The sequence below is a fragment of the Pseudomonas sp. DTU12.3 genome (assembly GCF_004124275.1).
Lineage (GTDB): Bacteria > Pseudomonadota > Gammaproteobacteria > Pseudomonadales > Pseudomonadaceae > Aquipseudomonas > Aquipseudomonas helmanticensis.
Window position 1 is genome coordinate 5,315,927 of sequence record NZ_CP027218.1, and the last position, 25,244, is coordinate 5,341,170.

A 25,244-nucleotide genomic window follows, 5' to 3' on the forward strand; every position below is an offset into this window, starting at 1 on the left:
GTCATGCGCGTTCTGATTATCGAAGACGAGGAAAAAACCGCGGACTATCTGCACCGCGGTCTGACGGAACAGGGTTACACCGTGGATCTGGCCCGCGACGGCGTCGAGGGTCTGCATCTGGCGCTGGAAAGCGACTACGCGGTGATCGTCCTCGACGTCATGTTGCCGGGCCTCGATGGCTTCGGCGTGCTGCGCGCATTGCGTGCGCGCAAGCAGACCCCGGTGATCATGCTCACCGCCCGCGAGCGCGTTGAGGACCGCATCAAAGGCCTGCGCGACGGTGCCGACGACTATCTCGGCAAACCGTTTTCGTTCCTTGAACTGGTCGCGCGCCTGCAAGCCCTGACCCGGCGCAGTGGCGGCCATGAACCGGTGCAAGTAAGCATCGCCGACCTGTGGATAGATTTGATCAGCCGCAAGGCCACCCGCGCCGGCACGCGTCTGGATCTGACCGCCAAAGAGTTTTCGCTGCTTAGCGTGCTGGCTCGCCGACAAGGTGAAATCCTCTCGAAAACCGCCATCGCCGAGATGGTCTGGGACATCAATTTCGACAGTGACGCCAATGTCGTCGAAGTCGCGATCAAACGCCTGCGCGCCAAGCTCGACGGGCCGTTCGACGAAAAACTGCTGCACACCATTCGCGGCATGGGTTATGTGCTGGAGAGCCGTGGTGTCCAGTAATTCGATTGCCCTGCGCTTGAGCGGCATGTTCACGCTGGTGGCGCTGCTGGTGTTTCTGTTGATCGGCGGGGCGTTGTATCAACAGGTCGACAAAGGTTTGGGGTTGCTGCCGGAAGCCGAGCTGGATGCGCGTTACAGCGTGCTCGAATCGGCGCTCAATCGCTTCGGCACGCCGGAGCATTGGCTGAAGATCAACGCCAAGTTGAAGCTGCTCGGCGAAGAGGACAAGCGCATTCGTTTCTGGGTGGTCAGTGGCGATCCGGGTTACGAATACGGTCAGCCTGACGCGGCGATTCGTGCGTTCGCCCAAGGCCCGCCAGGCATGCACGACATGCAGGTGGCCGACCATGCTTATCCGCTGAAAGTGCTGTTGACCGAGTTGCCGGCCAAGGATCAGCGTCCGCCGCTGCGCTTCATGATCGGCATCGACACCGAGACCTTTCATGAGACCCAGCACAACTTGCTGATCGCGCTGATCGGGTTGGCGATTGTCGGTGTGTTGATGGCTTCGGCACTGGGTTATTGGGTGGCGCGGATCGGCCTCAAGCCGCTGATCAAACTGTCCCACGAAGCGCAACGACTGGCACCGCCGCTTCGGGCCGGGCGCTTGCGTTTGTCGCCGCTGCCGCCGGAGCTGGAGCAGTTTGTCGACTCGTTCAATTCGACGCTGGAGCGGGTCGAGCAGGCTTACTCGCGGCTGGAATCGTTCAACGCCGACGTCGCCCATGAGCTGCGCTCGCCGCTGACCAATCTGATCGGTCAAACGCAAGTGGCGCTGACCCGTGGGCGCTCTGCCGAACATTATTTCGAAGTGCTGCAATCCAATCTTGAGGAGCTGGAACGGCTGCGTTCGATCATCAATGACATGCTGTTTCTCGCCAGTGCGGATCAGGGCAACAAGGCGACCAAACTCACCTCGACTTCGCTGGCTGATGAAGTGGCGACGACGCTGGAGTATCTCGATTTCATCCTTGAAGACGCGCAGGTTCAGGTGCAGGTCAGCGGGGATGCGCAGGTGCAGATTGAGGTCGCGCATTTGCGCCGGGCGTTGATCAATTTGCTCAGCAACGCGGTGCAGCACACCGGGGCGGGTCAGGTGATCGAGGTGCGGATCGAGGTGCAAGAACATCAGGTGAGTATCGGTGTGGCCAACCCCGGATCGCCGATTGCCAATGAGCATTTGCCGCGATTGTTCGAGCGCTTTTATCGAGTGGATGCGTCGCGTAGCAACAGCGGGAATAACCATGGTTTGGGGCTGGCCATCGTTAAAGCGATTGCGCTGATGCATGGTGGGGATGTGTTTGTGCGCAGTAATCGCGGGATGAATACGTTCGGGATTTATTTACCGGTCTGAAAAGCCCCTCACCCTAACCCTCTCCCGGGGGAGAGGGGACTGACCGAGTTGTTCTCTCGAAGTACGCCGACCTGAAAGCTCGAGTTGTAGTGGTCTAATGAAACCGGACACCCATTTAGGCGAGAATGCTCGCCAGATTGAGGTGTCAGATGACCAAACAACGTCGTGTCTTTTCCGCTGAATTCAAACGCGAGGCTGCCGACCTCGTGCTCAAGCAAAACTACAGCTACATCGAAGCCAGCCGTTCACTCGGCGTCGGCGAGTCGGCCCTGCGCCGCTGGGTTGATCAGGTTCAGCAGGAGCGCCAAGGCGTCACTCCACAGAGCAAAGCGCTGACCCCGGAACAGCAGAAAATCCAGGAGCTGGAAGCCCGGATCGCCCGCCTTGAACGGGAAAAATCGATATTAAAAAAGGCTACCGCGCTCTTGATGTCGGAAGATCACGAGCGTACGCGCTGATCAATCAGCTGAGCGTCCATGAGCCGACTGATTGGCTGTGCAAGGTGTTTGATGTCACTCGCTCGTGTTACTACGCCCAGCGCCTTAGGCGCCGAACACCTGATGTCGAACGGCTTCGATTGCGCAGCCGGGTGAGCGAGCTGTTCTCGCAAAGTCGCAGTGCTTCGGGCAGCCGCAGCATCCTGTCGCTGATGCGTGACGACGGTGAGCAGCTCGGTCGATTCAAAGTGCGCAGCCTGATGCGCGAGCTTGATTTAGTAAGCAAACAGCCCGGATCACATGCCTATAAACGAGCGACAGTTGAACGGTTGGATATCCCGAACATCTTGAATCGGGAGTTCGATGTTCCGGCACCCAACCAAGTGTGGTGCGGCGACATCACCTACATTTGGGCGCAAGGAAAGTGGCATTACCTGGCTGTCGTGCTGGATCTTTGCACACGCCGGATCGTGGGCTGGGCGTTGTCGGAAAAGCCGGACGCTGAGCTGGTGATCAAGGCGCTGGATATGGCTTATGAGCAGCGTGGCAGGCCTTCGGATCTGCTATTCCACTCGGACCAGGGATCGCAATATGCAAGCCGACTCTTTCGCCAGCGGCTGTGGCGTTATCGCATGCGCCAGAGCATGAGCCGGCGGGGAAATTGCTGGGACAACGCGCCGATGGAGCGCGTGTTCCGCAGCTTGAAAACAGAATGGATACCGACCACGGGCTACAGAACGGCTCAAGAAGCCCAGCGTGATATCAGCCAATTCTTGATGCATCGCTACAACTGGATTCGACCCCATCAATTCAACGGTGGGTTGGCGCCAGCGCGGGCAGAAGAAAAACTTAACGTCGTGTCCGGGATTAGTTGACCACTACAAGTCGAACTCAAGCTTTGAAAAGCCCCCGATCGGCTCCCTTTCCCCCTCGCCCCCCTTGGGGGAGAGGGCTGGGGTGAGGGGGTTGCTCTTGGCTGCACCGCAATATTCGACTTTTACCTCCTGCGCAACAGTTATTTATGAAAATCACGCTGTTTCCCAACGCCCGGCAACCTTATCTTTGCCCGCACCAAACAGCACTCGCCAAGCGAGAAGGTTTTCCAGATGTCCAACAGTATGGGTATTGCCAGCGCTTTCGTTTTGTCCTCATTGATCCTGTCGCCGATGGCGATGGCTGAAGAATCGCAGTCGTTCGTGGCGCAAAATGTCGCTCGCGCTCAGGCATTCGATCAGCATCAGGCCGAAGTGATGGCCAAGGCGCAAGACGCCACGCAAGCCCCGCAGGCAGCAACTTCCCAGGCTCAAGCATCCGAGAAAGACAGCTGAGTCGCGCTCCGCGCCAACGTTTCCCTCGACGCGGTTGTTTGGCTCTTCCCGTTCAACCGTCGTCATTCCAGGCCGCTGCCTTTCAGCGGCCTTTTTTCGTTGTGGTCTGAAAGCCGTTTGGTTCGTCTGTAACAACAAGAAACATCGAGCGCCTCAAAATATAGAGGCGCCAGTTGACCCAAGGAGCTCCATCGCACGTGCGTTACCCAGTCCGTTTCACCCCGCTGTTCATTGCAATTGCCGCAACGATTGCCCCCGCCGCCCACGCCGACGAACCCGCCAAAGAAGGCTTCGTCGCAGGCTCGAGCCTCAACCTCAACGCCCGCAACTACTACATGAATCGCAACCGCTTGCAGAAAGCGGACGACAACATCGAGTGGGGCCAGGGCTTTCTCGGCATCTTCAAGTCGGGTTACACCGAAGGTACGGTCGGCTTCGGTATCGATGCCCACGCCATGCTCGGGCTGAAACTCGACGGCGGTGGCGGCACGGACGGCTCAAGCATTCTGCCGGTCCGAGAGAATGGCGGCAAAGCACCGGGGGCTTTCTCAACAGCCGGTGGCACGCTGAAAATGCGCGCATTCGATACCGAATTGAAGGCCGGTGATCTGTTCCTCACCAATCCGGTGATTGCCGGCGGTGACAGTCGCATGCTGCCGCAGACTTTTCGCGGCGTCAGCCTGACCAATCACAGCTTCGACGGCTGGCTGATCGAAGGTGGCCAGGCCAGTTTCACCAAGCCGTACAACCAGAGCGGTCACAAACGTATCGGCACGTCCTACGGCACGCTGGCCGATGGCGACGAGAGCCAACACCTGAACTGGGCCGGTGTCGCCTGGAGCGGTGTCGAAGGCCTGACCAGCAGTCTTTATGCCTCCGAGCTCAAGGACATCTGGAACCAGTACTACTACGACCTCGACTACACCTGGCAGTTGAACGATCTGGTCAGCCTCAACCCGGGCCTGCACTTCTATCACACGCAAGACACCGGCGATGCGCTGCTCGGCGACATCGACAACAACACCTATAGCCTGCATTTCACCGTCGGCGTCGGTAGCCACAGCGTCACAGCCGCGTATCAACGGGTCAACGGCAATACGCCGTTCGACTACATCAGTCAGGGCGACAGCGTTTACCTCGACAACTCGCAGCAATACTCGGACTTCAACGGCCCGAACGAACGCTCGTGGAAGCTCAAGTACGCCTATGACTTTGCCGGTGTCGGCGTGCCGGGTCTGACCTCGGCGGTGTCGTACTCGCGCGGCACGGTGGACCTGACCAAGGTTGACCCGGACAGCAAGGGTTACGCCAACTGGTACAGCGCTGAAGGTCGCAACGCCAAGCATTGGGAACGCGATCTGGATCTCAAATATGTCGTGCAAAGCGGCCAGGCCAAAGATCTTGCGGTACGCCTGCAATGGGCGACCAACCGTGGCGGCAATGGCTATGGTGCGATTGATACAGACACCGATGAATACCGCGTAATCATCGACTACCCGATCAACGTCTTCTAAGATCAACGTAGGAGCTGCCGGAGGCTGCGATCTTTGATCTTGATTTTAAAAACAAGATCAAAGATCGCAGCCTCCGGCAGCTCCTACGCTTATAAGATCCTCCCAACCGACGCCCAATCATGATCGCGAGCCGTACCCCACCCGTTGCGGGCAAGACCGGACGCCCCGAACTGCTGCTGATCTGCGGCAGTTCACTGACCGTGATCGCGATTTTATGCATCGTCACTTTCCTGCTGATCCGCGAGCACGCCAACGCTCGGGAATCGGCCACCCGCAGCGCCACCACCATTGCTCAACTGATTGATGCCGACGTACTGCGCACCGTCGAGCTGTACGACCTGACCCTGCAAGGCCTGATCGCCGCCGCCCAGCGCGATGACCTGCAAAACGTCTCGCCGCAGATACGCCATCTGGCGCTGTTCGACCGTTCCACCACGGCGCGCTTCAAGGGCGACATCCTCTTGCTCGACAAGCACGGAGACGTGGTCGCCGACTCTTCACGGATCGAAGCGAAACCGGGCAATTTCGCCGACCGCGACTACTTCCTCGCCCACGCCTTCAACCGCGACATCGGCATGTTCATCAGCCGTCCGTTCAAGACCCGTTGCGATTGTGATGAAGCCAATCAGTGGCGAATCAGTTTTAGCCGGCGTATTTCCTCGGACACCGGCGAATTCACCGGGGTGGCCGTGGCGTCGATGAAACTCGACTACTTCGATCAGTTGTTCAACAGCCTCGACATCGGCAAAGGCAGCACGCTGAACATCATCGATAACGACGGCGTGCTGCTGGCGCAGAAGCCTTATCTGCAAAGCGATTCCATCGGCAAGAGCTTCGGCAACCGGCCCAACGTCATACGAATCCTGCGCGACAAGGACGGCAACGGCAGTTTCACCAGTACTTCGAGCATGGATCAGCAGCAGCGTCTCTATACCTATTCGCGGGTCGGCAATTTGCCGCTGACGGTGATGGTTGCGCTGTCCAGCGATGAGGTGTTCGCCACCTGGCGCCGTACAGCAATCCTGATCAGCGGCGCTACCGGCGTGTTGTGCATTGGTTTGCTGTGGCTGACCTGGCTGCTCGCCCGCGAATTGCGCCGCCGTCAGCGCGCCGAGCACGAACTGGCGCAACTGGCCGCGACCGATGCACTGACCGGTGTCGCCAATCGTCGGATGCTTGATCAATCGCTGCGCCACGAGTGGTTTCGCGCGCAGCGTTCGGGCCAGCCGATGTCAGTGATGATGATCGATGCCGACCACTTCAAGGCGTTCAATGACCGGCATGGGCATCAGGCCGGGGATCAGGCGCTGCGGGAGTTGGCCAAGGTCATTTCGGCGAATGTACGGCGACCGGCGGATCTGGTCGCGCGTTATGGTGGCGAAGAGTTTTCAGTGATTCTGGCCGAGACCGACAGCCATGGCGCGCAGCTGATTGCCGAGCATATTCGTGAGGCTGTGCAGCAATTGCCGTTGGTCGACGAGGCCGAGCGGCCGATGACCGTGAGTATCGGCATTGCTACCTGGGTGGCGACGAGTGAAATGACGCTGGAGCAGTTACTGTTTGCGGCGGACAAGGCGTTGTATCAGGCCAAGGAAGGTGGGCGCAATCGAGTGGTGGTGGCTGCCTGATCGCTCTGCGGTGGAGGTGATGGCCTCTTCGCGAGCAAGCCCGCTCCCACATTTGAAATGCATTCCCCCTGTGGGAGCGGGCTTGCTCGCGAAGGCGCCGGATCAGACAACACAAAAACAACAGGCATAAAAAAAGGCCATCCGGGGATGGCCTTCAAAAAACTAGAGAGGTTTTTTACTTACACCGCCGCAACCGGGCGCATGTAAGAGATTGGTGCGGTGCTGGCGTCATCGAACGTCACCACTTCCCAAGCATCTGTTTGCTCAATCAACTTGCGCAACAGCTGGTTGTTCAGTGCATGACCGGACTTGAAGCCTTTGAACTCACCAATCAGGCTGTTACCCAGCAGGTACAGGTCGCCAATTGCATCGAGGATCTTGTGCTTCACGAATTCGTCTTCATAGCGAAGACCGTCTTCGTTCAGTACGCCATCGGCATCGACCACGATTGCGTTTTCAACGCTGCCGCCGAGTGCGAGGTTGTGCTTGCGCAGGTACTCGATATCACTCATGAAACCAAAGGTACGCGCGCGGCTGACTTCTTTTACGAACGAAGTGCTGGAAAAATCCACGCTTGCACTTTGGGTGCGGTCCCGGAATACCGGGTGATCGAAATCGATCTCGAAGCTCACCTTGAACCCTTCGAAAGGGACGAAAGTGGCGCGCTTGTCGCCGTCTTCCACTGTCACTTCACGCAGGATGCGGATGAATTTCTTGGCGGCGTCCTGTTCTTCCAGGCCTGCCGATTGAATCAGGAATACGAAGGGTCCAGCGCTGCCATCCATGATCGGGACTTCGGACGCGGAGAGCTCGACGTAGGCGTTATCGATGCCCAGGCCAGCCATGGCCGAGAGCAAGTGCTCTACCGTGTCCACTTTGACGTCGCCGTTAATCAGCGTCGTCGACATAGTGGTTTCACCGACGTTTTCCGCGCGGGCAGGGATCTGCACCACAGGGTCGAGGTCAGCGCGACAAAACACAATGCCAGTGTCGACAGGCGCAGGCTTGAGGGTCAGATAGACCTTCTCACCGGAGTGCAGGCCTACACCTGTGGCACGGATAATATTTTTCAGTGTGCGTTGTTTAATCATGGCTTGGGCCGCTTCAGCGCAAATTGCGAACTGGTATCAACAAAGGCTGGCGATGATAGCAGACCATGCCTTTGCTGAACACCAATCACCTTCATAGCCCTGATACATTCCATCAATCGGCCTGACGACGCAGGAATGCCGGGATGTCCAGGTAGTCCAGATCATCTTGCGGATTCATCTTCGCGGCAGCCGCAGCACCGGCCTGAGCCTGGTTGCGCATGACGGTCGGACGGTCCAGATCACGGTAGTTCACCGCTGGCGCTTCCTGACGGGCCGGAGCCGATTGTTGTACCTGGGAGGCCGCCATGGAGGTGTGAACGGTGTTGTCGATGACCTTTACAGGCTTCTCGATTTTCGCGCCCAGACCGGTGGCAACCACGGTTACGTGCAGTTCGTCGCGCATGTCCGGATCGATAACGGTACCGACCTTGACCATGGCGTGCTCGGAAGCGAAGGCTTCGATGATGCTACCCACGTCGGAGTACTCACCCAGGGACAGGTCAGGACCGGCGGTGATGTTCACCAGGATGCCGCGTGCGCCTTGCAGGTTGACGTCTTCCAGCAACGGATTGCGGATGGCCGCTTCAGTGGCTTCACGTGCACGGTTCGGACCGCTGGCGCAGCCAGTGCCCATCATCGCCATGCCCATTTCGCTCATCACGGTACGCACGTCGGCGAAGTCGACGTTGATCATGCCCGGACGCTTGATGATATCGGAGATACCGCGAACGGCACCGGCCAGTACATCGTCAGCCTTGGCGAAAGCCGACAGCAGGCTTGCGTCTTTACCGAGGATGGTCAGCAGCTTCTCGTTCGGAATGGTGATCAACGAGTCGACGCTTTCGGAGAGCATGCGAATGCCTTCGTCGGCGATCTGCATACGCTTGCGGCCTTCGAACGGGAACGGACGCGTTACCACGGCAACGGTCAGAATGCCCATTTCCTTGGCCACTTCGGCGATGATCGGCGCAGCACCAGTACCGGTGCCGCCGCCCATGCCGGTGGTGATGAACACCATGTTGGTGCCCTGCAGGACTTCGGCAATGCGCTCACGGTCTTCGAGAGCGGCCTGACGACCTACTTCAGGGTTGGCGCCGGCGCCCAGACCTTTGGTCACACCGGTACCCAGTTGCAGAATGGTGCGCGCGCCGATGTTTTTCAGCGCTTGAGCATCAGTGTTGGCGCAGATGAATTCCACGCCTTCGATGTTGCTCTTGACCATGTGGTTGACAGCGTTGCCGCCGCCACCGCCGACACCGATAACTTTGATTACCGGGCTTGCGGGGATGTTGTCTACGAGTTCGAACATTTTCCCTCTCCTTACATTCTCTAGTTTTTTCGCCTACTGCATTTTTGTTGCGGTGTTGCGGTGTTGCGGTAAAGCGTTAGAAGTTGCCTTGAACCCACTTCTTCAATCGGTCCAGCAACGGCGCCTGTGGCTCTTCGTTGCTGTAGCTGTCGCGGCTGCCGATGCCCGAGAACGAGATCCCGTCGGACTGCTTTTGCAGGCCGTACATCAACAAGCCAACGCCAGTGGAATAAATCGGGTTGCGCACCACGTCATCCAGACCTTTGACGCCGTGCGGCACGCCCAGACGAACCGGCATGTGGAAGATTTCTTCGGCCAGTTCAGTAGCGCCTTCCATCTTCGAAGTACCACCGGTGAGGACGATGCCGGCCGGGATCAGGTCTTCGTAGCCACTGCGACGCAGCTCGGCCTGAATCAGCGTGAACAGTTCGTCGTAACGCGGCTCGACCACTTCGGCCAAGGCCTGGCGCGACAGTTCGCGCGGTGGACGGTCGCCGACGCTTGGCACCTTGATGGTTTCACCGGCACCGGCCAGCTTGGCCAAGGCGCAGGCGTAGCGGATCTTGATTTCTTCGGCGTACTGGGTCGGGGTGCGCAACGCCATGGCGATGTCGTTGGTCACCTGATCACCGGCAATCGGGATCACCGCGGTGTGACGGATCGCGCCTTCGGTGAAGATCGCGATGTCGGTAGTACCGCCGCCGATGTCGACCAGGCACACGCCCAGCTCTTTCTCGTCGTCGGTCAGCACCGAGTAGGCCGAGGCCAGTTGCTCGAGAATGATGTCGTCGATTTCCAGACCGCAGCGGCGCACGCATTTTTCAATGTTCTGCGCGGCGTTGACGGCGCAGGTGACCACGTGAACCTTGGCTTCCAGACGTACGCCGGACATGCCCAGAGGTTCGCGAACACCTTCCTGGTTATCGATCACGTAGTCCTGCGGCAGGGTATGCAGCACGCGCTGGTCAGCCGGGATCGCCACGGCCTGGGCGGCGTCGAGCACGCGCTCAAGGTCGGCCGAGCTGACTTCGCGATCACGGATCGCAACGATGCCGTGGGAGTTCAGGCTGCGGATGTGATTGCCCGCCACGCCGACGAACGCCGAGTGAATGCGGCAGCCCGCCATCAATTGGGCTTCTTCGATCGCGCGCTGGATCGATTGCACGGTGGATTCGATGTTGACCACCACGCCCTTCTTCAGGCCACGGGACGGATGGGTACCGATCCCGACGATTTCCAGCGTGCCGTCGTCGGAGACCTCGCCGACCAGCGCCACCACTTTGGAGGTGCCGATATCGAGACCGACGATCATTTTGCCGCTTTGCACGTTTGCCATGGGTCCTGCCTCTTCTTAATTCTTTGCGACAGCGGGTTGGGCTGTCGTCGGCGCTACAGGTTCCCGCCAGCCAACAGCGAGGCCGTTGGCGTAGCGCAGATCGATGCGCGCAATGTTCGTAATCTGGTCTTTAAGCGTCTTGTCATAGATGGCAATGAAGCGGCGCATCTTTTCCACCAGGTTGCCGCGTCCCAGCAGCAACTCGATGCCGGGGCCGGAGCTGCCGGCACCGGTGGTCAGGAACCAGCTGCCGCGTTCACGCAATTCCAGGCGCGCAATCGAGAAGCCCAACGGCCGCAGCATCTGGCTCAGCACCTGATACTGCTGCATCACTTGCTGCTGGGCCCGTTGTGGACCGAACAGCTGTGGCAGGTGTTCGTAGTTCGCCAATTCCTTGGGCGTAAACGCCTGGCCCTGGTTGTTGAGCAACGACTCGTCGCCCCAACGCGCCACCGGCAGTTGCTCTTCGAGGCGGATCACCACCTGGTCCGGCCACACCCGACGTACTTCGGCGTGGGCGATCCATGGCATCTGCTCAAGCTCGGTGCGCATGCCGGCAAGGTCGATGGTGAAGAAACTCGACGCTACGTACGGAGCGATCCGTTGCTGCACTGCTTGCTGGCTGATGTAGCTCAGGTCACCCTGCACGGCGATCTTGGTGATCGGCCGGTCGGCGTACGGCAGCAAACGCGTTGCACCTTCGTACGTACCAAAGCCCAGCACGACCAACAGCACCGGCCAGAACAAGCTTTTCAGAAAGCTGAAATTGGCTTTCGGCAGGCGCGCGGACATCGGCTCTTTCGCCACCATACGGCTGGCACCCCGTGGCACCGGCTTGCGGCCGGGTGCGGGAGGCTGATGTCGGAGCTGAGCGCCTTGCATGGTCTTAACCTCGCGCCTCTTGGGTTACCGCGCCTTCAACACTGGCGGCCAGAATGGCCAACACCAGTTGCTGGAAATCCAGACCGGCAGCGCGCGCCGCCATCGGTACCAGGCTGTGATCGGTCATGCCCGGTGCCGTATTCACTTCGAGAAACCAGAACTGCCCGTCGGCGTCCTGCATCACGTCCGCCCTGCCCCAACCGGCAATACCCAGCGCCTCACTGGCCTTGGCCGTGAGATCCATGAGTTCCTTTTCCTTGGCGGCATCCAGCCCGCACGGAATGCGGTACTGGGTATCGTTGGCGATGTACTTGGCGTCGTAGTCGTAGAACGTGTGCGGTGTACCCAGGGCGATAGGAGGCAACACCTGGTCACGCAGGGTGGCGATGGTGAACTCCGGACCTTGAATCCATTGCTCAACCAAGACTTGCGAATCGTAGGTACTGGCCGCTTTCCATGCGTCGATCAACTCGGACGCAGAACTCACTTTGGCCATCCCGATACTTGAACCTTCATGCGCCGGTTTGACGATCAAAGGGAAGCCCAGTTCCGTCGCCGCCGAAATACAATCGGCTTCGCTGCACAGCACGGCGTGACGCGGCGTCGGAATCCCGAGGCTGTGCCAGACCTGCTTGGTGCGCAGCTTGTCCATCGCCAATGCCGAGGCGAGGATGCCGCTGCCGGTGTACGGAATGCCCGCCACTTCGAGCAGGCCCTGCATGCTGCCGTCTTCACCGCCACGACCGTGGAGAATGATGAAGGCGCGGTCGATCTTTTCGCTGAGCAGACGTTGCAAAATGTCGTCGCCAACGTCGATGCCGAACGCGTCCACGCCAGCGCTTTGCAGTGCGTCGAGCACGGCGTTACCGGATTTCAGCGAAACCTCACGCTCGGCACTCAGACCGCCAAAGAGCACGGCGACGCGGCCGAAGTCTTTCGGCGCGATAGTGGAAAACAGCTTGGCGTAGGCAGCAGTCATTTCAACTTCCCCTCGACCGACGCCGCCACGGCGCCAGCGAACAATTCACTTTTCAACAGCTTCGGCGCGAGACCGCCGATATCACCGGCTCCCTGGCACAGCAGGATGTCGCCGGCACGCAGCAGCGGCTTGACCAGCGGCGCCAGATCGACGCCACGCTCAATGTAGATCGGGTCGAGCTGACCGCGCTGGCGGATGCTGTTGCACAACTTGCGGCTGTCAGCACCGGGGATCGGCTCTTCGCCGGCCGGATAGACTTCCATCAGCAGCAGCACGTTGGCATCGGCCAATACATTGACGAAGTCGTCGTACAGATCGCGGGTGCGGCTGTAACGGTGCGGCTGGTAGACCATCACCAGACGGCGCTCCGGCCAACCACCGCGCACGGCTTTGATCACTGCGGCGACTTCGGTCGGGTGGTGACCATAGTCGTCGACCAGCATCACGTGGCCGCCGTCTACCGGCAGTTCGCCGTAGACCTGGAAGCGCCGGCCGACACCCTGGAAACCCGACAGGCCCTGAACGATGGCTTCATCGCTGACGCCCTCGTCGGTGGCGATGCAAATGGTCGCCAGCGAGTTGAGCACGTTGTGGTTGCCCGGCATGTTCACGGAAACATCCAGCGGCTCGCGGTCAGGACGCAGCACGGTGAAGAAGGTCTGCATGCCTTGCTGGCGAACATTGATCGCGCGCACGTCAGCGTCTTCGCTGAAGCCGTAGGTCACGGTCGGACGTTTCACCAGCGGCAGGATTTCGCGCACCACCGGATCGTCCAGGCACATCACCGCCAAACCGTAGAACGGCAGGTTGTGCAGGAACTCGACGAAGGTTTTCTTCAGTTTGTTGAAGTCACCGTCGTAGGTCGCCATGTGGTCGGCGTCGATGTTGGTGACCACGGCCACCAACGGTTGCAGGTGCAGGAAGCTCGCATCGCTTTCATCGGCTTCGGCGATCAGGTAACGGCTGGTGCCGAGCTGGGCATTGGTGCCTGCGGCATTCAGACGGCCACCAATGACGAATGTCGGATCCAGGCCACCGGCGGCGAACACCGAAGCGATCAGGCTGGTGGTGGTGGTTTTGCCGTGCGTACCGGCGACGGCGATGCCGTGGCGATAGCGCATCAGCTCGGCGAGCATTTCAGCACGCGGCACCACCGGGATACGACGCTCAAGGGCGGTCGCGACTTCCGGGTTGGAGGTGTTCACAGCGCTCGACACCACCAATACATCGGCGGTCGCGGCGTTCTCGGCACGGTGGCCGATGAAGATGTGCGCGCCGAACGATTCAAGACGCTCGGTCACCGGCGAAGCTTTCAGGTCGGAACCGGACACTTCATAGCCCAGGTTCAACAACACTTCGGCAATACCGCACATGCCCACGCCGCCGATACCGACGAAGTGGATGCGACGGATGCGGCGCATTTCCGGTTGCGGCATGGCTTTCTGATTCTCAACCATGGGCCACCTCCAGACAGGTATCGACCACGCTACGGGTGGCATCGGGTTTCGCCAGACGGCGGGCCGCTTGGGCCATTTCTTCGAGTCGTTGCGGTTGCATCAAGACCTCTGTCAGGCGCGCGGCAAGGTCCGCGGCACCAGTCGTTCTTTGCGGCATCAGGAAGGCAGCGCCTTCGCGGGCCAAATAATCGGCGTTGCGGGTCTGGTGATCGTCGATCGCGTGGGGCAAAGGCACCAGCATCGAGGGCAGACCGGCAGCAGCCAGCTCACTGATGGTCAACGCGCCTGCGCGGCACACCACCAGGTCAGCCCAGCCATAGGCCTGGGCCATGTCTTTGATGAACGGCTGCACCTGCGCATCGACGCCGGCGGCGCGGTAGCGCTCTGCAGTCACTTCATCGTGGTTTTTGCCGGCCTGATGAAACACTTCCGGGCGCAAATCGGCAGCGACTTGGGCCAGGGCTTCAGGCAGCAATTTGTTCAACGGTTCTGCGCCCAGGCTTCCGCCAAGGATCAGCAAACGCGCTTTGCGACCGGCCAGGGCAGGTCGCGGTGTTTCGAGGAACAGCTCGCTGCGCACCGGGTTTCCGGTGGTACGGCGGGTGTCCGACAGAGTAAAGGTGTCGGGGAACGCTTCACACACTCGGGCGGCGAACGGCACCAGCAACCGATTGGCGGTGCCGGCCACGGCGTTCTGCTCGTGAACGATCACCGGCACGCCGGCCAGTTTCGCGGCGAGGCCACCGGGGCCAGTCACATAACCACCGAAGCCAACCGCGCACACTGGCTTCAAGCGACGAATGATCGCCCGCGCCTGCCAGACCGATTTCAGCAACATGAACGGCGCCTTGAGCAGCGACAGCTTGCCCTTGCCGCGCAGGCCGGTAGCGTTGATGCGGTGCAGTTCCAGCCCAGCGGCCGGGACCAGTTCGTTCTCGATTCCGCGTGGCGTGCCGAGCCAGTGCACGCTGTAGCCGCGGGCCTGAAACTCGCGAGCACAAGCCAGCGCCGGGAACACGTGGCCGCCGGTGCCGCCGGCCATGATCAATACGTTAGCGCCCATGATTCGGCTCCTCAGCGAAGTCGCTCTCATGGAATTCCATCTCTTCACTGCCCAGGTGGGTTCGACTCTCCCACTCGATCCTCAATAACAAGCCGAGGCAGGCACAGCAGATCACCAACGAACTGCCACCGTAACTGAGGAACGGCAAGGTCAGTCCCTTGGTTGGCAGCAGGCCGACGTTCACCCCGATGTTGATCAGGAACTGACCAATCCACAGGAACGACAGACCGTAAGCCACGTACGCAGCGAAGAACTGCTTGGCTTTCTCCGCCCACAGGCCGATGTACATGCCGCGAATACACACGAACACGAACAGCGCGACGGTGCACAGCGAACCGACTGCGCCGAGTTCTTCAGCCAGTACCGAGAACACGAAGTCGGTGTGCGCTTCCGGCAGGTAGAACTGCTTCTGCACGCTGTTGCCCAGGCCCACGCCCAGCCATTCACCACGACCGAAGGCGATCAAGGCTTGCGACAGCTGATAGCCGGCGCCGAACTGGTCAGCCCACGGGTCAGCGAAGTTGGTCAGACGCGCCATTCGATACGGCTGCATCTGAATCAACAGCACCACGGCGCCGACCGCCAACACCACCATCAGCGAGAAACGGAACAGCCCGACCCCGCCAAGGAACAGCATCGCCGCCGCAGCCCCCATCATTACCACGGTGGCACCGAAGTCCGGCTCCATCAGCAACAGGCCGGCCATCGGCAGCAGCACGATGAACGGCTTGAAGAAGCCCATCCAGCTCTCGCGCACTTCTTTCTGCCGCCGCACCAGATAACCGGCGAGGTAGATCACCACGAATACCTTGGCGATCTCTGATGGCTGCACGTTGAAGAAGCTGAAACCGATCCAGCGCATCGAACCGTTCACTTCGCGACCGATGCCGGGGATGATCACCATCACCAGCAAACCGAACGCACCGATCAGCATCAACCAGCCGAGGCGCTGCCAGGTGGCGATCGGAATCATCATGGTGACGATGCACGCGCCCAGGCCCAGCACCACATAAATAAGGTGGCGAATCATGTAATACAGCGGACTGCCCGACTGCGCGGCGGCCACTTCAGTGGACGCCGAGGCGATCATGATCAAACCGAGACCGAGCAGCGCCAGGCAACCGGCGAGCATCGGGAAATCGAGGTCGATACCGCGCCCGGTGATGATCGGCGACGGATACGGTTTGATGATATTGCGCAGGCTCATGCCAGTTCCTCCACAGCGCGGACGAACTGGTGACCACGGTCTTCGTAATTTTTGAACATGTCGAAACTGGCGCAGGCCGGCGACAGCAGCACCACGTCACCCGGCTGGGCGGCGGCGCGGCATTGCGCGACGGCGTCGACCAGCGACGTCGCGCGGATCAATGGCACGGCATCACCAAGCGCTTCGCCGATCTTGTCGGAGTCACGGCCCATCAGGATCACGGCGCGGCAGTTGGCCGCCACCGGATCACGCAGATCATTGAACTCGGCACCCTTGCCATCACCACCGGCGATCAGGATGACCTTGCCGTCGATGTCCGCACCGAGGCCTTCGATGGCCGCCAGTGCAGCGCCAACGTTGGTCGCTTTCGAATCGTTGTAGTAAGCCACGCCGTCGAGATCACGTACCCACTGGCAGCGATGTTCGAGGCCGGCGAAGGTGCGCAGTGCCGCGAGCATGGCGTCGAACGGCAGGCCCACAGCGTGACCGAGCGCCAGCGCCGCGAGGGCGTTGGACTGATTGTGTGCGCCGCGAATCTTCAATTCACGCACCGGCAGCAGGTTCTGGAATTCGAAGGCAAGGTACTTCTCGCCGTCTTCTTCGCGAATACCGAAGGCCTTGAAATCCGGTTTGGTCAGGCCGAAGGTCCAGCACGGCTGGCCCTCGCCGATCAACGGACGGCTCAGTGCGTCCTGACGGTTGACCACAAACTGCCTGGCGCCACGGAAGATCCGGTGCTTGGCCAAGTGGTACGCCGGCAGACCGCTGTAGCGATCCATGTGGTCTTCGCTGATGTTCAGCACGGTCGCCACTTCGGCGTTGAGCTGGTCGGTGGTTTCCAGCTGGAAACTCGACAATTCCATCACGTACAGCTCGACGTCGTCGCTGAGCAGATCCAGCGCCGGGGTGCCGAGATTGCCGCCGACAGCGACACGTTTGCCGGCCGCAGCCGCCATCTCGCCGACCAGGGTGGTGACGGTGCTTTTCGCGTTGGAACCGCTGATGGCCACGATCGGCGCCTGCGCGTTACGCGCGAACAGTTCGATGTCGCCGGACAGTTTCACGCCACGGGCCGCAGCGGCTTGCAGGGCCGGGGTCGCCAGCGCCAGGCCGGGGCTCACGTAGAGCTCATCGGCACGGCAGAGGAATTCGACGTCCAGCTCGCCACAACGCACTTCCACGTGCGGATAGTCACGCTTGAGCGTGGCCAGTTCCGGTGGATTTTCCCGCGTGTCCGCCACGGCAAACGACGTGCCCCGGTTCGCCAGGAAGCGAACCAGGGACATGCCGCTCTTGCCGAGGCCGACAACGATGCGGAAGTGGTCAGAAGCGATCAGAGACACTCGTTCTACCTCAGCTTCAGGGTGGCAAGGCCAATCAGCACGAGAATCACGGTGATGATCCAGAAACGGACGATCACGCGCGGCTCGGGCCAGCCCTTGAGTTCAAAATGGTGGTGGATCGGTGCCATGCGGAACACACGGCGACCGGTCAGCTTAAAGGACGCAACCTGAATGACGACTGACAGGGTTTCCATCACGAACACGCCGCCCATGATGAACAGAACGATTTCCTGACGGACGATCACCGCGATGGTGCCCAGTGCCGCGCCGAGTGCCAGTGCACCGACGTCGCCCATGAACACTTGCGCTGGATAGGTGTTGAACCACAGGAAGCCAAGACCGGCGCCGATCAGCGCGCCGCAGAACACGATCAGTTCACCCGCGCCCGGCACGTAAGGGATCAACAGGTACTCAGCGAATTTCACGTTACCCGACAGGTAGCAGAAAATCCCCAGGCCGCCGCCGACCATCACGGTTGGCATGATCGCCAGGCCGTCGAGGCCGTCAGTCAGGTTAACCGCGTTGCTCGAACCGACGATCACGAAGTAGGTCAGCACGATGAAACCGAAGCCCAGCGGAATGCTGTAATCCTTGAGCATCGGCAGGATCAGTGTGGTTTCCACCGGCGTGGAAGCGGTCATATAAAGGAAGATCGCCGCGCCGAGGCCGAACACCGACTGCCAGAAATACTTCCAGCGACTCGGCAGGCCACGCGAGTTCTTCTCGATGACTTTGCGGTAATCGTCGACCCAACCGATCGCGCCGAACAGCAGGGTCACCAGCAACACAGTCCAGACATAACGGTTGCTCAGGTCAGCCCAAAGCAACGTGCTGACGCCGATCGAAGACAGAATCAACGCGCCGCCCATGGTCGGTGTACCCGACTTGGACAAGTGCGATTGCGGGCCGTCGTTACGTACGGATTGACCGATCTGACGGTTCTGCAGGGTGCGGATCATCCACGGGCCATAGCACAGCGACAAAACCAGCGCGGTCAGCACACCAAGGATCCCGCGCAGGGTCAGGTACTGAAAGACCGCGAAGCCTTTGTAGAACTGTTGCAGATACTCCGCTAGCAGCAGCAGCATTAATGTTTCTCCAGACTGGACCCGCACAGAGCCGCAACGATGTTTTCCATCGCTGCACTGCGCGAACCCTTGATCAAAATGGTGGTGTTTGTGTCCTGCTCGGCGTCGAGGGCCTGGATCAGCTCGGCTTGCGTGCCGAAGTGATGCGCCTGTTCACCGAATGCGTTGACGGCGTGAACCATGTTTGGCCCGACGGCGTAAAGCGCGGATACCTTGCCCCGGGCGTACTCGCCCACGTCGCGGTGCCCCTGCTCCGCCCAATCGCCCAACTCGCCGATATCTCCGAGCACCAGGACGGTGCGGCCGGAAAAGCCGGCGAGTATATCAACGGCCGCGCACATTGAGGTGGGGTTTGCGTTGTAAGTGTCATCGATCACGCGCATGCCGTTTTTCGCCAGTTGCGCGACAGTGCGACCTTTGACCGGTTGCACGGCGCCAAGCCCGGTGGCGATGCCGAACAGCGACACGCCCAAGGCGTGAGCGGCAGCGGCGGCAGCCATGGAATTGGCGACGTTGTGGGTGCCGAGCAGGTTCAGTTGAACGCGCTCGACACCTTCAGGTGTGTGCAGATTGAAAGCCGGGCAGCCGCGGGCATCGGTGGTCAGGTCGCTGGCGTAGAAATCCGCCTGAGTGTTGCTCAGGGCGAACGTCAGCACTTTGCGCGCGCCGGCTCGGGTCTTCCAGATACCGAAGGCCTTGTCATCGAGATTGAGCACGGCGACACCGTCAGCCGCGAGCCCGTCGATGATTTCACCCTTGGCTTCGACGATTTTTTCCGGCCCGCCAAACTCACCGACGTGCGCGGTGCCGGCATTGTTCAGGATCGCTACGTGCGGCTTGGTCAGGCCTACGGTGTAAGCGATTTCGCCAAGGCGCGAGGCGCCCAGTTCGATTACCGCCGAAGTGTGTTCCGGGGCCAGTTCGAGCAGGGTCAGCGGTGCGCCGAGGTCATTGTTCAGGTTGCCACGGGTCGCGAGTACCGGACCGCGCGTGCGCAGGATGCTCGCGAGCATTTCCTTGACCGTGGTCTTGCCACTGGAACCGGTGATCGCTGCAACTGGCTGAGTAAATGCAGCACGGTTCAGCGCACCCAATTGGCCGAGGGCCTGACGGGTGTCCTTGACCAGCAGTTGCGGCAGCGTGCTGTCGGCGACTTCGCGCTCGACCAGCGCAGCCACCGCGCCTTTGGCGGCGACGTCGTTCAAATAGTCATGACCGTCGAAACGCGGACCGGTCAGGGCGATAAACAGTTGCCCAGGCTGGATCGCACGGCTGTCGATGCTGACGCCGTTGAAACTGGCATCGGCAGCGATCAAGCGAGCATCGAGCGCGTTGGTCAGTTCGCTGAGTTTCAGCGCCTTAAGCATGGGCCACCTCCCAAGCGGTCAGGGCGTGATCAGCCTCGACCAGATCGGAGAAGGCATGGCGCTCGCCGTTGATTTCCTGATAGTCCTCGTGACCTTTACCGGCCAGAACAACCACGTCATCGGCGGACGCGCCGGCAATCAGTTGTGCAATCGCCTGGCCACGGCCGGCGACGAAGGTGACTTTATCCACAGCAGTGAATCCGGCGCGGATGTCTTCGAAAATCACCGCTGGATCTTCAGTACGCGGATTGTCGTCGGTGACCACGACCTGATCGGCCAGACGCTCGACCACTTCGGCCATCAACGGACGCTTGCCGCGATCACGATCGCCGCCGCAGCCGAACAGGCACAGCAATTGACCTTTGACGTGCGGGCGCAACGCGGTCAGGACTTTTTCCAGCGCATCCGGGGTGTGAGCGTAATCGACCACCACCAACGGCTGAGTGCCACCGCCAAGACGCTGCATGCGCCCGGCCGGGCCTTCGAGTTTCGGCAGTACCTTGAGAATTTCGTCGAGCGCGTAATCCAGACCGAGCAAGGCGCCGACTGCCGCCAGAACGTTGCTCAGGTTAAAGCGACCGAGCAGCGTGCTGCGCAGATGATGTTCACCCTGCGGCGTCACCAGTGTGGCGCGCACACCGTGGTCGTCGAACTGCGCTTCGCGGCAATATAGATACGCGCTGCTGTCGAGCAGACTGTAAGTAATCAGGCGCGACTCACGTTTTTCAGCGGCCAGTTGCCGGCCGAAATCGTCGTCGAGGTTGACCACGCGGCACTTCAGATCATTCCAGGCGAACAGCTTGGCCTTGGCCTCGGCGTACGCTTCCATGGTGCCGTGATAATCCAGGTGATCGCGAGACAGGTTGGTCATCACTGCCACATCGAACGCCAGCGCGGTCACGCGGCCTTGATCCAGGCCATGAGACGAGACTTCCATGGCCACGGCTTTGGCGCCGGCCTTTTTCAGGTCGCCCAAAGTCGCTTGCACGGCGATCGGATTCGGCGTGGTGTGCAGACCGCTTTCCAGTGCGCCATAGAAGCCGGAACCCAAGGTGCCGACGATGCCGCAATGTTGGCCGAGCAGATCCAGTGCCTGCGCGACCAATTGGGTCACGCTGGTCTTGCCGTTGGTGCCGGTTACGCCGATCAGGTTCAGGTGATGGCTCGGCTCGCCGTAAAAGCGCCCGGCAATGTCCGACAGCTGTGCCGCCAGACCTTTGACCGGAATCAGCGGCACGTCGGTGATCGGCAGCACGGTGGCGCCTTCCACTTCATACGCTACAGCCGCCGCACCGCGTTGCAGTGCGTCGGCAATGTGCGCACGACCATCGAATTTGCCGCCAGGCACGGCGAGGAACAGATCGCCTGCGCGCACGTTGCGGCTGTCCAGCGCCAATTCACGGATCAACAGATCGTGGCCGGCGTGGGGGAATATCTTGTTCAGACTTAATGACATCAGCCGCGCCCTCCATTGGCTTTCAGCGGAATGACCGGGGTGGCGTTGGCTTGTTGCGTCGTCGGCAGGTTGTCCGGGGTCACGTTCATCAGGCGCAGGGTGCCGGACATCACACGGCTGAACACTGGCGCGGAAACCAGACCACCGAAGTAACCGGCCTTGGACGGTTCATCGATCACCACAACAATCGCGTAACGCGGATCGCTCATCGGGCCGAAACCGGCGAACAACGAGCGGTAAGAGTTTTCTGCGTAGCCTTTGGTCCCGACCGAAGTCTTGCGCGCAGTACCCGACTTGCCAGCCACGTGATATGCCGGCACCTGCGCACGGAATACCCCGCGCGGCGCCTCGATCACTTGGGTGAGCATGCCTTGCATGGTTTTCGCCACGGCTTCCGGCAATACCTGAGTGGTCTGCGGCGGCTTGTCGGTTTTGATCAGGGTCAGCGGCGCGAGACGACCGTTGTTGGCCAGTGCCGAGAACGCGTGCACCAACTGAATCGCGGTCACGGAAATACCGTAGCCGTAAGACAGGGTCGCGGTTTCAGCCTTGCGCCACTCACGGTAGTTCGGCAGGTTGCCGACGCGCTCGCCCGGGAAGCCGAGGCCGGTGTCCTGGCCGAGGCCGACTTTCTGTGCCAAGCGGTAAATGGTTTCGCCGCCGATATCGAACGCGACCTTACTCATGCCGACGTTACTGGAATTGATCAGAATCCCGGTCATGTCCAGCACCGGGCCTTCGGTCCTTGAAACGTCCTTGATGGTGTACTTGCCAATCTGCAAGGTACCCGGGTACACCTCGACGGTGTCCGTCGGTTTCCAGCGGCCGGACTCGATCGCGGCGCTCATCGAGATGGCTTTCATGGTCGAACCCGGTTCGAACACGTCGATCATCGCGCGGTTACGCATCATCGCCGGTTGCAGGTTGCGACGGTTGTTCGGGTTGTAGGTCGGCTGGTTAACCATGGCGAGAATCTCGCCGGTCTTCACGTCCATGATCACCAGGCTGCCGGCCTTGGCGCCGTTCTCGATGATCGCGTTGCGCAGCTCACGGTTGGCCAGGTATTGCAGACGCAGGTCAATGGACAACGCCAAGGGCTTGCCGGCCTTGGCGTTTTTGGTGACCTGGACATCCTTGATCAGCCGACCGCGCCGATCCTTGATGACCTGCCGCTTGCCGGGCACACCGGCGAGCCATTCGTCATAGGCGAGTTCGACACCTTCACGACCGTGGTCATCGATGTCGGTAAAACCGACCATGTGCGCGGTGACTTCACCGGCCGGGTAGAACCGGCGGAATTCTTCGATGCCGTAGACGCCCGGCACTTTCAGGTCGAGCACAGCCTGGCCCTGCTCGGGAGTCAGCCCGCGCACCAGGTAAATGAATTCCTTGTTGGCTTGGGCCTCGAGGCGTTCGGTCAGGGCTTTCGGGTCCTGCCCCAGCGCGGCGGCCAGTGCCGGCCACTTCTCTTTCGCCGTCTGCATTTCCTTGGCGTTGGCCCACAGCGTGGTCACCGGAGTACTCACGGCCAAAGGCTCGCCGTTACGGTCAGTGATCAGACCACGGTGAGCCGGAATCGGAATGTGCCGCAGACTGCGCGCGTCGCCCTGACCTTTGAGGAAGTCACGGTCAACCACTTGCAGGTCGATGATGCGCCAGCAGATCGCCGCGACCATTACGCCGAGCAGCCCGACCATCACGCGGAAACGCCATGGGAACAGTGCGCCTTCGAGTTTCATCATGGCGCCACCATCTTCACGTCAGCCGCGCCCGGAATGTGCATTTTCAGTTGTTCGGTGGCCAGCACTTCGATACGGCTGTGCGCAGTCCAGGTGCTTTGCTCGAGAATCAGCCGCCCCCACTCGGCCTGCGCTTTGTCGCGCACGCTGAGTTCGTTGTAGAGGGTGTTGAGCAACTGCCGGTTCCAGTGCGCGCTGTACGACACGGCGATGGCCGACACGAGCACGCCGATAAACAGCAGCAGCATCAGAAAGCTGCCGCCGGGCAGTGGCTTGGCGAAAAGCTTGCTCACCGCAGCTTCTCCGCGACGCGCATGACGGCGCTACGGGAACGTGGGTTGGCTTTGAGTTCGGCGTCGGAGGCCGTCTGCGCTTTGCCATGGACTTTGATTTTCGGTTCGAACGCAACGTGGCGAACCGGCAGGTTGCGCGGCAGGTTGTCGGCTTCGCCTTTCACCAGCTTGCGCATGAACAGTTTGACGATGCGGTCTTCCAGCGAATGGAAGCTGATCACCACCAGACGGCCGCCGACTTCCAGAGCATCCAGCGCCGCTTCGAGGCCGGCTTCCAGATCACCCAGCTCGTTGTTGACGTGAATGCGCAAACCCTGGAATGCACGGGTGGCCGGGTTCTTGCCCTTTTCCCACGCCGGATTGGCAACTTTCAACACCTCGGCCAGATCGGCGGTGCGCTCGAACGGCTTGATGTCACGACGTTCGGCCACAGCACGGGCCATGCGCCCGGAGAAACGTTCTTCGCCGTATTCCTTGAACACCCGGGCGATTTCCTCAGCCGGCGCAGTGTTGACGAATTCGGCGGCGCTGATGCCACGGGACGGGTCCATGCGCATGTCCAGCGGGCCGTCGTTGAGGAAACTGAAGCCGCGCTCAGCGTCGTCGAGCTGCGGCGAAGACACGCCGAGGTCGAGCAGAATACCGCTGACCTTGCCGCTCAGACCTTGCTCGGCAACCACCGAACCGAGTTCGGCAAAGCTGCGCTGCACAACGACAAAGCGGCCGTCTTCGGCCGCTAGCGTTTGCCCGGTGGCAATCGCTTGTGGATCTTTGTCGAACCCGATGAGCCGACCGTCCGTGCCGAGCTGGCTGAGGATCAACCGGCTGTGTCCGCCGCGCCCGAACGTACCGTCCAGATAGCAGCCATCAGGACGTACGGCGAGAGCCTCGACGGCTTCGTCAAGCAGTACGGTGATGTGGTTAAAGCCGCTATCAATAGTCACAGGATCAAATCACGCAGTTCATCAGGCATCGCGCCCGGTTGTTGAATGGCAGCAAGGTCGGCGGCAGATACCGCGTTCCATGCATCTTCGTCCCACAATTGGAACTTGTTCAGTTGGCCCACCAGCATCGCGCGCTTATCGAGCTTGGCGTATTCGCGCAAACGCGGTGGAACCAGAAAACGGCCACTGCCATCGAGCTCGAGGTCGACGGCGTTGCCGATCAATAAACGCTGCAGGCGACGGTTCTCTTCGCGAAGCGAAGGGAGTGCGCGCAACTTGGTTTCAATAATTTCCCACTCGTCGAGCGGATAGACGCACAGACACGGATCAACGGCATCAATGGTGACGATCAATTGGCCGGAACTACGCGAATCGAGTTCGTCACGGTACCGGCTCGGCATAGCGAGACGGCCCTTTGCATCGAGACTGATAGCGTTAGCTCCGCGAAACACGTCTGCGTTTCTCCAATTTTTATCGTTTTGAGCTCAAAAAACCCACTTCATGCCACTTTCCGCCACTTGCGCACACTATAGGAATGCGCCCACCACACCGTCAAGGCGCGGATTAAAGGAAAACCCTTACAGAACGGAGATTTAGGAGCTTAAAAGGAGGAGTAACGACAATCTGGCGCGGAGTTTCGACCTATAACTTGATGCAGCACTGATAGCTGCGCTCGAAAGTTAAAGTAATTTGTTAAGAGTAAGATTTTTTCGGTATTACAAAAGCGCTTCTGCTGTTGATTGAAGCA

General features: G+C 60.3%; 22 protein-coding genes. 6 read left to right on the plus strand and 16 right to left on the minus strand.

Going from position 1 to position 25,244, the window contains the following annotated elements:
- The first annotated feature begins 3 nt into the window (after window positions 1-3).
- The 6 genes from C2E19_RS24340 to C2E19_RS24365 all read left to right on the plus strand — a co-directional run bounded on the left by C2E19_RS24340 (window position 4) and on the right by C2E19_RS24365 (window position 6,942).
- Window positions 4-681, plus strand: a complete 678-nt coding sequence (locus C2E19_RS24340; RefSeq protein ID WP_007916978.1) for a heavy metal response regulator transcription factor — start codon at window positions 4-6, stop codon at window positions 679-681.
- Window positions 671-2,035, plus strand: a complete 1,365-nt coding sequence (locus tag C2E19_RS24345) for a heavy metal sensor histidine kinase (protein WP_129395424.1) — start codon at window positions 671-673, stop codon at window positions 2,033-2,035. The genes C2E19_RS24340 and C2E19_RS24345 overlap by 11 nt, the downstream gene beginning before the upstream one ends.
- 149 nt (window positions 2,036-2,184) lie before the next feature.
- Window positions 2,185-3,347, plus strand: a protein-coding gene (locus C2E19_RS24350; protein WP_129388083.1) for an IS3 family transposase whose coding sequence is annotated in 2 segments (ribosomal slippage) — window positions 2,185-2,440 and window positions 2,440-3,347 — 1,164 coding nt in all. Because the reading frame shifts where the segments join, the coding sequence is not laid out codon by codon here.
- 231 nt (window positions 3,348-3,578) lie between these two features.
- The gene (locus C2E19_RS24355) at window positions 3,579-3,800 is read left to right on the plus strand and encodes a hypothetical protein (protein WP_129395425.1); all 222 of its coding nucleotides are present in this window, start codon (window positions 3,579-3,581) and stop codon (window positions 3,798-3,800) included.
- Window positions 3,801-3,997: 197 nt separating this feature from the next.
- A complete protein-coding gene (locus C2E19_RS24360; protein ID WP_129395426.1) occupies window positions 3,998-5,314 on the plus strand; it encodes an OprD family porin in 1,317 nt (438 codons plus the stop codon).
- Window positions 5,315-5,433: 119 nt separating this feature from the next.
- Window positions 5,434-6,942, plus strand: coding sequence for a sensor domain-containing diguanylate cyclase (locus C2E19_RS24365; protein WP_129395427.1), 1,509 nt, complete (start codon window positions 5,434-5,436; stop codon window positions 6,940-6,942).
- 179 nt (window positions 6,943-7,121) lie between these two features.
- Here the strand turns inward: C2E19_RS24365 and lpxC are convergent, their stop codons facing one another.
- The 16 genes from lpxC to mraZ all read right to left on the minus strand — a co-directional run bounded on the left by lpxC (window position 7,122) and on the right by mraZ (window position 24,948).
- Complete coding sequence (lpxC, locus tag C2E19_RS24375) at window positions 7,122-8,033, minus strand: UDP-3-O-acyl-N-acetylglucosamine deacetylase (protein WP_008082763.1); 912 nt, start codon at window positions 8,031-8,033, stop codon at window positions 7,122-7,124.
- 112 nt (window positions 8,034-8,145) lie between these two features.
- Entirely contained in the window at window positions 8,146-9,342 is a 1,197-nt protein-coding gene (ftsZ, locus tag C2E19_RS24380) for a cell division protein FtsZ (RefSeq protein WP_129395428.1), read from the minus strand.
- A 76-nt stretch (window positions 9,343-9,418) separates the two neighbouring features.
- A complete protein-coding gene (ftsA, locus tag C2E19_RS24385; protein WP_053123630.1) occupies window positions 9,419-10,678 on the minus strand; it encodes a cell division protein FtsA in 1,260 nt (419 codons plus the stop codon).
- A 15-nt stretch (window positions 10,679-10,693) separates the two neighbouring features.
- Window positions 10,694-11,560, minus strand: coding sequence for a cell division protein FtsQ/DivIB (locus tag C2E19_RS24390; protein WP_007916989.1), 867 nt, complete (start codon window positions 11,558-11,560; stop codon window positions 10,694-10,696).
- Window positions 11,561-11,564: 4 nt separating this feature from the next.
- Window positions 11,565-12,539: a D-alanine--D-alanine ligase gene (locus C2E19_RS24395; RefSeq protein ID WP_129395429.1), complete on the minus strand. Its 975-nt coding sequence runs from the start codon at window positions 12,537-12,539 to the stop codon at window positions 11,565-11,567.
- Window positions 12,536-13,996: a UDP-N-acetylmuramate--L-alanine ligase gene (gene murC / locus C2E19_RS24400; RefSeq protein ID WP_129395430.1), complete on the minus strand. Its 1,461-nt coding sequence runs from the start codon at window positions 13,994-13,996 to the stop codon at window positions 12,536-12,538. Before murC ends, C2E19_RS24395 begins: the two co-directional genes overlap by 4 nt.
- Entirely contained in the window at window positions 13,989-15,059 is a 1,071-nt protein-coding gene (murG, locus tag C2E19_RS24405; protein WP_129395431.1) for an undecaprenyldiphospho-muramoylpentapeptide beta-N-acetylglucosaminyltransferase, read from the minus strand. Before murG ends, murC begins: the two co-directional genes overlap by 8 nt.
- On the minus strand, window positions 15,049-16,266 hold the full coding sequence (ftsW, locus tag C2E19_RS24410) for a putative lipid II flippase FtsW (RefSeq protein WP_007916996.1): 1,218 nt from the start codon (window positions 16,264-16,266) through the stop codon (window positions 15,049-15,051). The genes murG and ftsW overlap by 11 nt, the downstream gene beginning before the upstream one ends.
- Entirely contained in the window at window positions 16,263-17,609 is a 1,347-nt protein-coding gene (gene murD / locus C2E19_RS24415; protein ID WP_129395432.1) for a UDP-N-acetylmuramoyl-L-alanine--D-glutamate ligase, read from the minus strand. The genes ftsW and murD overlap by 4 nt, the downstream gene beginning before the upstream one ends.
- Before the next feature lie 5 nt (window positions 17,610-17,614).
- Window positions 17,615-18,697 carry a phospho-N-acetylmuramoyl-pentapeptide-transferase gene (mraY, locus tag C2E19_RS24420; RefSeq protein WP_129395433.1) on the minus strand — a complete coding sequence of 361 codons (1,083 nt, stop codon included), beginning with the start codon at window positions 18,695-18,697 and terminating at the stop codon, window positions 17,615-17,617.
- Window positions 18,697-20,064 (minus strand): UDP-N-acetylmuramoyl-tripeptide--D-alanyl-D-alanine ligase, encoded by a 1,368-nt coding sequence (gene murF, locus C2E19_RS24425; RefSeq protein ID WP_129395434.1) that lies wholly within the window; start codon window positions 20,062-20,064, stop codon window positions 18,697-18,699. Before murF ends, mraY begins: the two co-directional genes overlap by 1 nt.
- Window positions 20,057-21,520 carry a UDP-N-acetylmuramoyl-L-alanyl-D-glutamate--2,6-diaminopimelate ligase gene (locus tag C2E19_RS24430; protein ID WP_129395435.1) on the minus strand — a complete coding sequence of 488 codons (1,464 nt, stop codon included), beginning with the start codon at window positions 21,518-21,520 and terminating at the stop codon, window positions 20,057-20,059. Before C2E19_RS24430 ends, murF begins: the two co-directional genes overlap by 8 nt.
- Window positions 21,520-23,259 carry a penicillin-binding protein 2 gene (locus tag C2E19_RS24435; protein WP_174823980.1) on the minus strand — a complete coding sequence of 580 codons (1,740 nt, stop codon included), beginning with the start codon at window positions 23,257-23,259 and terminating at the stop codon, window positions 21,520-21,522. Before C2E19_RS24435 ends, C2E19_RS24430 begins: the two co-directional genes overlap by 1 nt.
- Entirely contained in the window at window positions 23,259-23,552 is a 294-nt protein-coding gene (gene ftsL / locus C2E19_RS24440; protein WP_007917008.1) for a cell division protein FtsL, read from the minus strand. Before ftsL ends, C2E19_RS24435 begins: the two co-directional genes overlap by 1 nt.
- On the minus strand, window positions 23,549-24,496 hold the full coding sequence (rsmH, locus tag C2E19_RS24445) for a 16S rRNA (cytosine(1402)-N(4))-methyltransferase RsmH (protein ID WP_007917010.1): 948 nt from the start codon (window positions 24,494-24,496) through the stop codon (window positions 23,549-23,551). The genes ftsL and rsmH overlap by 4 nt, the downstream gene beginning before the upstream one ends.
- On the minus strand, window positions 24,493-24,948 hold the full coding sequence (mraZ, locus tag C2E19_RS24450) for a division/cell wall cluster transcriptional repressor MraZ (protein ID WP_007917012.1): 456 nt from the start codon (window positions 24,946-24,948) through the stop codon (window positions 24,493-24,495). Before mraZ ends, rsmH begins: the two co-directional genes overlap by 4 nt.
- Between the last annotated feature and the right edge of the window lie 296 nt (window positions 24,949-25,244).

Coding starts and splice junctions, on each gene's coding strand:
- ftsZ (WP_129395428.1), bottom strand. CDS start 9,342: ATGTTCGAACTCGTAGACAACATCCCCGCAAGCCCGGTAATCAAAGTT.
- murG (WP_129395431.1), bottom strand. CDS start 15,059: ATGGGCGCTAACGTATTGATCATGGCCGGCGGCACCGGCGGCCACGTG.
- C2E19_RS24430 (WP_129395435.1), bottom strand. CDS start 21,520: ATGTCATTAAGTCTGAACAAGATATTCCCCCACGCCGGCCACGATCTG.
- C2E19_RS24365 (WP_129395427.1), top strand. CDS start 5,434: ATGATCGCGAGCCGTACCCCACCCGTTGCGGGCAAGACCGGACGCCCC.
- ftsW (WP_007916996.1), bottom strand. CDS start 16,266: ATGAGCCTGCGCAATATCATCAAACCGTATCCGTCGCCGATCATCACC.
- murF (WP_129395434.1), bottom strand. CDS start 20,064: ATGCTTAAGGCGCTGAAACTCAGCGAACTGACCAACGCGCTCGATGCT.
- lpxC (WP_008082763.1), bottom strand. CDS start 8,033: ATGATTAAACAACGCACACTGAAAAATATTATCCGTGCCACAGGTGTA.
- C2E19_RS24390 (WP_007916989.1), bottom strand. CDS start 11,560: ATGCAAGGCGCTCAGCTCCGACATCAGCCTCCCGCACCCGGCCGCAAG.
- C2E19_RS24395 (WP_129395429.1), bottom strand. CDS start 12,539: ATGACTGCTGCCTACGCCAAGCTGTTTTCCACTATCGCGCCGAAAGAC.
- mraY (WP_129395433.1), bottom strand. CDS start 18,697: ATGCTGCTGCTGCTAGCGGAGTATCTGCAACAGTTCTACAAAGGCTTC.
- ftsA (WP_053123630.1), bottom strand. CDS start 10,678: ATGGCAAACGTGCAAAGCGGCAAAATGATCGTCGGTCTCGATATCGGC.
- C2E19_RS24435 (WP_174823980.1), bottom strand. CDS start 23,259: ATGAAACTCGAAGGCGCACTGTTCCCATGGCGTTTCCGCGTGATGGTC.
- C2E19_RS24355 (WP_129395425.1), top strand. CDS start 3,579: ATGTCCAACAGTATGGGTATTGCCAGCGCTTTCGTTTTGTCCTCATTG.
- C2E19_RS24340 (WP_007916978.1), top strand. CDS start 4: ATGCGCGTTCTGATTATCGAAGACGAGGAAAAAACCGCGGACTATCTG.
- murC (WP_129395430.1), bottom strand. CDS start 13,996: ATGGTTGAGAATCAGAAAGCCATGCCGCAACCGGAAATGCGCCGCATC.